The organism is Humitalea sp. 24SJ18S-53 (assembly GCF_050632385.1).
In the GTDB taxonomy this organism is placed as follows: domain Bacteria; phylum Pseudomonadota; class Alphaproteobacteria; order Acetobacterales; family Acetobacteraceae; genus Humitalea.
In genome coordinates, this window is the sequence record NZ_CP192599.1 from 5380198 (window position 1) to 5390573 (window position 10376).

9 protein-coding genes are annotated in these 10376 nt (G+C 68.4%); 3 read left to right on the forward strand and 6 right to left on the reverse strand.

Annotation, left to right across the window (positions count from 1 at the left end; genetic code table 11):
• Positions 1-128 precede the first annotated feature (128 nt).
• Both ACQW02_RS25900 and ACQW02_RS25905 read left to right on the forward strand, forming a co-directional pair.
• Positions 129-3038: a sensor histidine kinase gene (locus tag ACQW02_RS25900; protein WP_431282799.1), complete on the forward strand. Its 2910-nt coding sequence runs from the start codon at positions 129-131 to the stop codon at positions 3036-3038.
• Between the two features lie 29 nt (positions 3039-3067).
• On the forward strand, positions 3068-3430 hold the full coding sequence (locus ACQW02_RS25905; protein WP_431282800.1) for a response regulator: 363 nt from the start codon (positions 3068-3070) through the stop codon (positions 3428-3430).
• A 149-nt stretch (positions 3431-3579) separates the two neighbouring features.
• Here the strand turns inward: ACQW02_RS25905 and ACQW02_RS25910 are convergent, their stop codons facing one another.
• Entirely contained in the window at positions 3580-3822 is a 243-nt protein-coding gene (locus ACQW02_RS25910) for a hypothetical protein (protein ID WP_431282801.1), read from the reverse strand.
• 12 nt (positions 3823-3834) lie between these two features.
• On the opposite strand from ACQW02_RS25910, the gene ACQW02_RS25915 reads away from it, so the two are divergent.
• Entirely contained in the window at positions 3835-4506 is a 672-nt protein-coding gene (locus tag ACQW02_RS25915) for a helix-turn-helix domain-containing protein (RefSeq protein WP_431282802.1), read from the forward strand.
• 249 nt (positions 4507-4755) lie between these two features.
• On the opposite strand, the gene xrtA is transcribed toward ACQW02_RS25915, so the two are convergent.
• Genes xrtA through ACQW02_RS25940 form a run of 5 tightly spaced genes read right to left on the reverse strand, consistent with a single transcriptional unit; the run spans position 4756 to position 10376 of the window.
• The gene (gene xrtA, locus ACQW02_RS25920; protein ID WP_431282803.1) at positions 4756-6255 is read right to left on the reverse strand and encodes an exosortase A; all 1500 of its coding nucleotides are present in this window, start codon (positions 6253-6255) and stop codon (positions 4756-4758) included.
• Positions 6252-7499, reverse strand: a complete 1248-nt coding sequence (locus ACQW02_RS25925) for a TIGR03087 family PEP-CTERM/XrtA system glycosyltransferase (protein WP_431282804.1) — start codon at positions 7497-7499, stop codon at positions 6252-6254. The genes xrtA and ACQW02_RS25925 overlap by 4 nt, the downstream gene beginning before the upstream one ends.
• 4 nt (positions 7500-7503) lie before the next feature.
• Complete coding sequence (locus ACQW02_RS25930; protein ID WP_431282805.1) at positions 7504-8538, reverse strand: FemAB family XrtA/PEP-CTERM system-associated protein; 1035 nt, start codon at positions 8536-8538, stop codon at positions 7504-7506.
• Complete coding sequence (locus ACQW02_RS25935) at positions 8539-9420, reverse strand: XrtA system polysaccharide deacetylase (RefSeq protein ID WP_431282806.1); 882 nt, start codon at positions 9418-9420, stop codon at positions 8539-8541.
• The gene (locus ACQW02_RS25940) at positions 9420-10376 is read right to left on the reverse strand and encodes an AAA family ATPase (protein WP_431282807.1); all 957 of its coding nucleotides are present in this window, start codon (positions 10374-10376) and stop codon (positions 9420-9422) included. Before ACQW02_RS25940 ends, ACQW02_RS25935 begins: the two co-directional genes overlap by 1 nt.

Here is a 10376-nt window from a genome sequence, read left to right on the forward strand (position 1 = left end):
CGACTAAGACGGATGTGCTTGTATCGTTTCCTATCGGCATTTCCGCGCCGCGTCCGGCCGACCTTGCCGCCGTGACAGGCTAACGGGCCGCCATCAGGGCAATCTTCTCTGCGACGAGTGCCCGCAGCATGGATCACGTGACGCCGCACATGGTCGAACCGATGACCTTCCAGTTCGAGACCGTGACGCCCGCGGCGGCGGCGTCCCTGCTTGCCGCGCGACGCCGGGGCGCCGAACGCCAGGACGCTGTCGTGCGCGCCTATGCCGAGGACATGGCGGCACGGCATTGGATCCTGAACGGTATCCCCATCGTGCTGTCGCGCCGCGGCGTGCTGCTGGACGGCATGCAGCGCCTGCACGCTTGCGTGGATAGCGGCGTGTCCTTCCCGACCTTCGTCGCGCGCAACGTGGGCGATGATGTCGAACACACGATCGACCAGCATCACCGGCGCTCTTGCGCCAGCATCCTGAGCGCGCGCGGGGTGCCCCACGCGCATCCCTTGATGGCGCTGATCACGCGCATGATCGCCTATGACCACCTGACCTTGCAGGACGCGGCGCCACCGGCGCCGTCCTGGGGCCAGGTCGAACGGCTGCTGCGGGCCAATCCCGGGCTGGAACTGGCGGTGGGGGCCAGCATGGCGATGGCGGGATCGCCGCTGCCCGAGCCGGTGCGCACGGCGATCCTGTTCATGGGCTACCAGGTCGACCGCGCGAAGACCGATCGCCTGCTCGCGGCCGTGGCGCATCCCGAAGGCTTCGCCCATGGCGAACCGGGGGCGATGCTGCGACTGGAACTGGACCGCGCGGCCGAGGTCAATCCGCAGGGCGGCGGGCGGAACGTCCTGTTCGCGCTGGCGATCAAGGCGCTGAACGCGTTGTTGCGTGACGAAAGCCTGCGCCACATCGGCTGGACCGCTCGGCATGCCGCGGGCGAACCCGCCGAGCCCTTCCCGCGGCTGCATGGCTACAACGGGCTGGCGACACCTGGCCCCGAAGCGCGGGACATCGCCCTGGCCGAGGACCTTGTCCCGCCAGGCTGCACGGCGACGTTCGAGGTGATCGACCAGGCCACCGCCGCACGCTACCTGGCGATGAAGATCGCCAAGCGCGAACTCATCAAGACCCATGTCGCCGCGATGGCGCGCGACATCATGGCCGGGCGCTGGATGCGCAATGCCCAGCCGATCTGCTTTTCCAAGAGCGGCCGGCTGATCAACGGCCAGCACCGCCTGCTGGCGGTGATCGCATCGCATGGCGCCATCGACGTGCCCGTCGTGCGTGGCCTGCCGGAGGCCGCCTACGCGACCTATGACACCCATGCGCGGCGGGCCCCGCCGGTCGAGGATGACACCGGGGCCTTCGGCGACCAGGCGCTGGCGGTCGCCATGGCGAACCTGCTGTGGCGGCGCGAACGCCGGACCCCCAGCATGCGGGGCAAGAAAGCCACCGCCGCCGAAATCCGGCAGATCCTGGTGGAGTTCCCCCGTCTGCTCAGCCTGCGCGGCTTTGCCCGGCGCATGCTGGCCTTCGGCCGCGCCTCGGTCATGGGCTATGGCGCCTTCGTCATCGAACGGGATGAGCCGCAACTGGCGTCCGTCTTCCTCAAGGGCCTCGAAACCGGCGCCGACCTGCCCGAGGGCCATCCCATCCTGGCGCTGCGTGAACAGTTGCAGCGGCTGCGGCGCGAACATGCGCCGCAGGACGACCAGCTGGTGGCCTTGCTGGCGGGCTGGGCGCGGTTCAAGGCGCGCCTGCCCGCCCGCGACACGATCAACCACAAGCTGCCCGCCGAAGCGCATGACCCCGCAACGAACCGCTATGCGCGCAGCCTGCAGGTGGCCACCGCCTCGACGCCGCCGCAGGCACCCCAGCGGACGCAAAAGATCGAGCTGGCCGAAGGCTTGGCCGAACTGCGCCGCCGCCGGCAGCAGCAAGCCCTCAGCGCGGGGTTCGGCGCCTTTGCGCTGCGACACAGCGACACGACGGCGCTGATGCAGGAAGCATCCCGCGTCGCGGCCGAAGGCCTGTCGGCCCGGTTTTCCAAGGTTCTGGAGTATCAGCGCGAGACCGACACCCTCTTGCTGCGCGCGGGCGTCGGTTGGCGCGAGGGCGTCGTCGGCAACACCCTGTTCCCGCCAGGACGCTCATCGCCCGCCCGGCATGCCTTTTCGACCGGGCAGCCGACCATCAGCAACGACCTGTCGGCCGACGATCGCTTCAGCACGCCGCGCCTGCTGCAGGACCATGGCATCAAGCGGGAGATCAACGTGGTGATCGGCGGGCGCGGATCGCCCTTCGGCGTGCTGGAGGTAGACGATACCCGGCCCGGCACCTTCAGCGAGACCGATGTCCGCTACCTGGAGGAAGTGGCCAATACCCTGGGCCTGGCGTTGGAGCGCGAACGCCAGGCCGCGGAGAACGAGAAGATCCTGGTCGAACGGGGCAGCTTCCTGTCGGACATCCGCCACCGGGTCAGCAACGGGCTGCAACTGGTCCATAGCGTGCTGAGCCTGCAGGCGCAGGAAGCCGACAGCCTATCGACGCGGGCCATGCTGGAACGGGGGGCGATGCGGGTCATCACCCTCGCGGCCGTGCACCAGCAGCTCTACCAGGGGGAACACGTCGATACGGTGGAGATGCGCGGCTATCTGGCCGGGCTGGTCGAGATGCTGCGCGACGGGCTGCCGAATTTCGGCAACGGGCGATCCGTGGCACTGGTCGCGGAGGCCGGCACCTACTGGCCGGCGCAACGGGCCCAGATGCTGGGCCTTATCCTGGGCGAACTGCTGGCCGATGCGCTCGGCTCGGGCGAGGGGGCCTTGCGCGTCCGCTTCGAGGACAAGCCTGGCGGGGCCCGGCTGGAGCTGGAGGATGAGGAGGGTATCTTCACCGGCGATGACGGCCAGGGCGCGGGGGTCGGCATGCGGATGGTGTCGGCGCTGCTGCTCGAACAGGGGGCGGCGCTGTCGGTGGTGCGCAGCGATGCCGGGTCGCGCGTGCTGATCGCCTTCCCGCCGGCGGTCGCGCCGCCCTGACGGGCGCCCCGGGTCAGGGGCCGCCGAGCTTGGGCCCAGGCGTCCTGCTGTTCGACAATGAACCGCTGCAACGCGCGATCATGGCGCTGGCGCTGCGCCACGAGGGGTTCCGCGTCTTTACGGCCAGCGTCGCGGCCGAGGCGCTGTATCAGTTGGCGACCCATCCGGAGATCGCCGTCCTGGTACTGGAAGCGGCCTTTGGCCCGGATGCGCCGAGTGGCTTCGATTTCGTTTCGGTCGCCAGGAGCATCCGCCCGGAGCTGGGTGTCATTTTCCTGACAGGGCGGCATGACCTGCTGCTGGGGCGGGCGCATGGCCGGCGCGAACGGCACCTGCGCAAACCTTGCTCCGTTGCCCGATTGGCCGAAGCCCTGCGTGAATTGACCGCGTAACGGCGCGACGGAGCCGGCCCTGGGCCAGTCATGCAAATGCCATGCGAAATGTCTCTCGAATTGAACAATGCTTTATTTTTGGGGCGTCATAACCCTCCGATTCTCGCAAGGCTTCGATCACGATTTCGTCATCGGACCGACACCATGACCTAACGATCAATGCACGCATAACGCGAAATTCGATTATTTTTTTCCCTGGCCACGAGAAATGTATCAATGAACAGGGCGTCAGGTGTTCCGGCATCATTCGCTTCCGCCCTCTCCCTGGCCCCTTGCTGGGTGGGGTTCAGCCAGGTGGATACGGCAAGGCCGAAATACGCCGCGGCGCGTAACGGACGCGATGGAGGAATCCAGGCAATTTTCGCAAGGCTCACAATCATGATGCTTTGCACCCTGGCAGCGTCATGGTTTTTTACGCCTCAGGGCTAGCTGGAAAGTCCCCAAAACGAGAAGCGGGCGGGGCCCGAGGCACACTTGGAGAGAAGCTGATGTCAACAAATCCAAACGGCTACGGCGGGACAATTCGTCTGGCGTCTGGTCTGCGTGCGATGACCGGGATCGATTCCAGGCCAGCAACGATCTCGCACATCGGTCGCGCCCCTGAATCCATGATGGACCGGGCCGAATCCGCACCGGCGCCCACCGACCAGCGCTTCCGGATGGCGCCCTTCACGCCAGGCCGCCGCACGGCGATGGGTTCCGACACGGCGGTCGGCGCCGAGGTGCGCCGCCTGCGCCGGGCCCAGGGCAAGACCCAAAAGGACTTGGCCGAACAGGTCGGCGTGACCGGCGCGCAACTGCATCGTTACGAAACCGGCGCGACACGCATTGCGGCCAGCCGCCTGATCGCCATCGCCGATGCTCTTGGCGTCCGCGCTGATGTCTTGATTTCCGCGGGTTCCTCGAACGAACCGAGCCATCCTGTGGGGCCGGCCAGTGAAGATGATGACATCGTCGAACTGATCCAGGTCTTCGGGACCATCGCCGATCCGCGCCACCGCAGTGCGCTGGTCGCCGTGGCCCGGATGATGGCGACGCATTACCAGCGTCGCGGCAAGGTCGGCGATCCGGACTGACGCCGATCGGGGCAGGATGGCGCCGGCCGGTGCCGTCTTGCCCTTCGGGGGCAACAACCCCTCCGTGCAATCGAATGCGGCCTTGTGGCCGGCAATTGCCAGCGCGCCTCCGTCGAGCCTCCCCCCGCGGAGACTCGCGGGGCGCGTTTTTTCGTTAGGGGAAAGTCGGATGTCGCATCCGGGCAATCTCAAATAATGCTTCATGTGTCTTTTATAGAAACAAAGACATTATAAAACATCCTGCGATAATTACGGAGTGCGGGACAGCGCGGATGCCTGGCGAACCAGCCCCGGTGTCTGCGCTTCAAGCAGGCGCCGCATCAGCGCGCGTTCGCGCTGCCCGGCCGCCGCGCTCTGTGCGCCAGCCCCGCCGCGCCACGACACGACGGCCATGACCGGTCGCCCGTGGCCACCCCATAGGCCGTTCCAGGCCTGCGTCGCGCGGGTCCGCAGCCCATCGCCCGCGGGCCGCCCAGCCAGCCAGACCGCCACCGCGACCATCCCCGCACCGCCGCTGCCGTGCCGGACATGCCAGACGGCGTCCTCCGTCGCGACGGTGAAGACGCCGGCTTCATCATCGTCACCGGCGACGCGGCCGCGTTCGGCCGCCACCGCGGCCCAGGTCACCCGGGCGGGAAACACCAGCAACCGCCCCGCCACCACCGCATCGGCGCAACGCAGCCCGTCGGGACCGCGATCCGCCACGCAACCAGGCGGCGCGACCAACACGGCGGCGGTCGCCGCCGGCCCGCCGGCCCCGGCGGCATTGGCCCAACTCGCCATGGCCAGCACCGCGCCCCCGGCGATCAGGGGCAGTGCCGCCGCCGCCGCCAACCGTGTGGTTCGAAAGCCGCCGTCGCCGCGCGGCGCCGGCGTGTCGAGGTCAGCCACCCCATCCTGGCGGAACGGCAACCCCGCCAGGACTAGCAGCAGCATGACCACCGAAAAGAAGCCCCAGCCGTAGATCACATGATCGGCCGCGGCAGCCTCTGCGCTGCCCAGGTGATGGCCCAGCAGCACGATCCCCAGCGCGCGCAGCCCATTGGCCAGGACCGGCACGACCACCGCCAGCACCAGGACGATCAGCCGTCGGCCAATGCCCTTGAACATCACCGCAGCGTAAAGCGCGCCGAAAGCGAGCGATGCGATCACGAAGCGCAATCCGGCGCAGGCCTCGGCCACGTAGAAGATGCCGGCGGGGATTTCGATGACCAGGCCATCGGCGTAGTGCGTCACGCCCGCCAGGCGCAATCCCATCACGATGATCGCGGCGGTCAGATCCTGCAGTTGCGGCACCAGGAATGCCCCGAAAGGCACCAGGAACACGAGGTAGGCCAGCGGTGCGGCCATCGCGCGGCAAATGCGCCAGCCGAGCACGGCCAGCAGCAGCACCTCGACCATGCCCAGCGCCGCGAGCTGCCGCCCCTCCATGATGCCGAGCCGTTCGGCCACCAGCCAGGCGGCCGCGAAGGGCAGCGCGGCCAGCCCCAGCAGGGGCGCCGGTTCCGGCAGCAGCCCGGCCACCCTGTGGCGCCGCGTCCAGGCGAGCCACCCCGCTACCGGCAACACCAGCCAGCAGTGGTTGAACGCGGTGGAACGCGACCAGGTCTCGATCGCGGCCCGCGCCTCCGCTTGGAACAGCAGCGCCAGGATTCCGAGGCCGACGGCGAGCACCACCAAGGCGCGCTGGCGCACAGCGGCGTCGCGCTTTGGTGCGGCTATGACGGCCGGGAGCCCCGATGCGGTCATGCCGCGGCGTCGAGGCGCGGGGCGGGCGCATCCTGCGGTGGCAGCAGCGCGTCGAGCCGGGCCAGCGTCACGGACCAGTCGTGCCCGGCCAGCACCGCATCGCGCCCGGCCTGGCCCAGACCCGGATGCGCGCCGCGCAGGACCTGCATCACCGCCTGCACCGTCTCATCGACGCCATCGGCCACCAGGATGTCGCGCCCGCGTTGGGCGCGAACACCCTCGAACGCCTGGGGGGAGGCGATCACCGGGCGGGCCATCGCCATCGCCTCCAGCACCTTGTTCTGGATGCCGCGGGCGATGTGCAGCGGCGCGACGGCAATCGTGGCATGGGCGATATAGGGCCGCGTGTCGGCAACCTTGCCGGTCACGTGCACGCCCGGCAGGGATGCCAGCGCGCGCACGGCGGGGGCGGGGTTGGCGCCGACGATGTGGAAGGTCGGGGCCGGTCCGCCAGACTGCCGCAGCACCGGCATCACCTGGGTCGCGAACCAGGTGACGGCATCCACATTCGGGCGGTAGTCCATGGTGCCGGTGAAGACCAGCCGGGCCGCGTCGCCGGTGAAGGGATTGGCGAAATGCCGTTTCGGGTCGAAGCGCGCCAGGTCGACGCCATTGTCCACCCAGCCGACGCGATCGGCGCAAGCGGGTGCCAGGTCCACGAAGCGGCGGCGTTCTTCCTGGGAGACGAGGATGGTGTGGTCGAAGCAGGCCGCCATGCGCGTTTCGAAGGCCAGCAGCGTCCGTGCCTCGCGCTGCCAGATCTGGCGCATCGGCGCGCGCGCGCCGACGGCATAGGCCGCCCATTTTTCGGAATCGACATCGACCAGGTCGAGCACCCGCTTTGGCGCGACGGCATTGCCCGTGGGCAGCAGCGCATAGGGCGCCATCGCCGCGGAATAGGCGAAGACGGCATCGTAGCGCCCGGCCGCGAGGCCGAGCCCGGCCCAGCTATGCAGTTCGGTCGAATGGAACCAGCCCAGTGTCAGCGGATCGCCCGGCCGCACGCGCGCCAGGGCGCGCGTGGCGGCCAAAACCCGGTTGCCGGTGGTCGCGTGGACGACCTCGTCGCAGATCGCGCGCAGCTTTGGCAGGTGCACCAGGTCGGCGGGATCATCCACCAGGCAACCCAGATCGACATCCCAGCCCTGGGCCAGGCGTTCCAGCATGTGCCAGGCGCGAATCTTGTCGCCCTTGTCGGGCGGATAGGGAATCCGGTGGCACAGGAACAGCAGGCGGCGTCGCATCGGATCAGCCCAACCCGCGCACGATCGGCGGGCCCAGAAGGTTGGCCAATCGCAGCGGCAGGCGGCGCCAGCCGGCGATCAGCAGACGGTATTTTGGGTTCGTCGGATTGTGTTCCGGCAAGGTCGCGCCTTCGCGCAACTGGTAGCAATAATGCAGTGGCTGGGCCGAAAAACCCCAATTCTGCTTGAAGGCATAGGCACCCGTGCCGGATTTGCTGCGCCCGAAGTCGAACAGCCGCGCGCCGCGTTCGGCGCCGGCACGACGCATAACCTCCCAATACATGAAGTCATTCGCGGCCAGGGCGCGCGCCGCGCGGGTGCCGCCGCCGTAATAGGGCAGGACCTCCTCCCGGAAATGGAAGTTCAGGACGGAGGCGACGGGCGTGCCCTCGTGCAGTACGGTCGTCACGTCATGCGCATCGGGGAAGGCTTGCGCGAGCAGGCGGAAATAGCGCTTGGAAAAGACCGGCGTGCCGAGGTTCAGCATGCTCTGCGCATAGACCGAGAACAGCGTGTCCGTATCGCCATCGCTGACCGAGGTCAGGCCGTTCTGGATGCCCTTGCGCACCATTGCGCGTTGCTTGCGCGGGATCGCCTTCATGTCGGTATCGGCATCGCCGGTGATGGCGCGGCGGAAGGTGTTGTACAGGGCCGGGCGCTCCGTCCAACCGGGGTCGGGTGCCGCCAGGCGACGGAATTCCAGACAGGGTGCGTCGATCGCCTTCATCACGTCGCGGGCATGGGTTTCCAGCGCGGCTGCGGCGTCGGGCGTGACCGCGACCGGCCCGCCATAGACGCAAAAGGGCGTGGAGATCAGCGCATCGCCAAACAGCCGCGTGCGCATGCGGGCCATCGGCAGCACGCCGACGATCGCGCCATCCTGTTCGGCGCAGGCGAAATACGTCGCGTGGCCAAAGGCGTCCTCGATCACCTGGCGCCAGCCGGACAGGTGGAAGAAACTCGCTTCGGGCGTGGCCTGGACGAAGGCGTCCCAGGCGCCGCGCCTGCTGTCGTCGAGAGCGTGGATCCGTAACGCCATTTAATGGGCACCTTGTTGGTTGCCGATGGCGGCGGCATGGACATCATCCATGCGGCCCCAGGCGAAATCGCGCAGCAGCCGGTCGATCCTTCGCGCCATGCTGGACAGCCGTGCATAATGTCGGAAGCGCGACCGCCAGGCCGTGCCCGCGACCCGCGGCTGGCCCGGATCCACTTCCCAGGGGTGGAAGTAGAAAGTGCCCGGCCAGGGATCGACCGCATTGACCCGCCGCAGCCCGGCGCGGAACAAGCCATAGGGCAGCAGCCGGAACCAACCACCGCCCGAACAGGGCAGGTTGCGGCCCAGCGCACGCACGGTGGTCATCGGCAGTTCGATGACGCCATCGGCGAAGGGGCGATGCGGGCCGCGCGGCGCATCGGATTCGCCGTACAGGTCATGCCGGATCGGGAAGATCGAGGATGAGTAGGCGTAGCCTTCTTCGGCCAGCACCGCATGGGCCCAGGGCGTCGTCCGGACGCCGACGGAAAAGGTCGGCGCGCGATAGCCTATCACGCGCGTGCCGGAGGCATCTTCCAGGATCTGTTTTGCCCGGCGGATATCGGCGCGGAACGCATCGCGGCCGATGGCATTGACCAGTTGATGCCCGAAGCCGTGGCTGGCCAGTTCATGCCCATCGGCGACGATGCGGCGGATCAGCGCCGGATCGCGTTCGGCGACCCAGCCCAGGGTGAAGAAGGTCGCCTTCACGCCGGCCCGGCCGAAGGCATCGAGCACGTGGCGGGTATTCGTGCCGACGCGCGGCGCCAGCCGGTCCCATTCATCGCGGTCGATCAGGTTGGCGAAGGCCTGGACCTGGAACCAGTCTTCCACATCCACGCTCATGGCATTCCGGACGGGGGCATTCCGGACGGGGGTGGACATCAGGGTGCCCGCCGGTGCTCGGAGAAGAGTTCCGACATGCGCGAAAAAACCCGCTCCCGTCGCGCCATGATGCGTTCCAGGGATTCGACGCGCAGGGAAAGCCGGTCGACCAGGTCGGCGTTGTTCGCCTCATGCCGCTCATCGCCCTGGCCCGGCAGGCCGCCGAGGTCGTCCTCCAGTTCCAGCGCCGTCGCCTCGACCATCGGGGCGGTCAATTGGTCGGCGTGTTCCAGCGCGCCGCCCAGCAGCACGCGGGCGCAGAGGCGGTTGATCCGCCGCGGGATGCCGCCGCTGTAGCGATGGACCCGATCCAGCGCCATGCCTTCCCACGACGGCCAGCCTTCCCAGCCGACGCCGCGCATGCGGTGTTCGACATAGGCGTGGGTCTCCTCACGCGACAACCCGCCCAGGTGGTAGGAGGCGAGCACCCGCTGGCGCAGTTGGTCGAGGTCGGGGCTGGCCAGCACGCGGCGCAATTGTGGTTGGCCCATCAGGATGGTCTGCAATGGCGCCTGCCCCTGGTCGGTGACGTTGGACAGCATCCGCAGTTCTTCCAGGGCCACGGGCGGCAGGCCCTGGGCCTCGTCCACGATCAGCAAATGTCGGCGGCCGCCGCCGCGCAGCATGGCGGCGATGCCGATCAGCACGGCGGCCTTCGTCCCCTCGGTCGGGGCGCCGAAGGCGTCCGCGACCAGGCGCAACACATCGTCGCCGGAGACCTGGGTCGTCGCCACGCGGGCGATCGCAAAGCCGTTCGGGTCGAGTTCGTTGCAGAGCTTTTCGATCAAGGTTGTCTTGCCGGCCCCGACTTCGCCCGTCACCACGACGAAGCCTTCGCATTGCGCGATGCCGTAGGTCAGGTGGGCATAGGCGCGGCGATGGCCTTCGCTCGGGAAGAACAGCCGCGCGTCGGGTGTCATCTGGAACGGGCGTTCACGGAATCCGTAGAAGTCCAT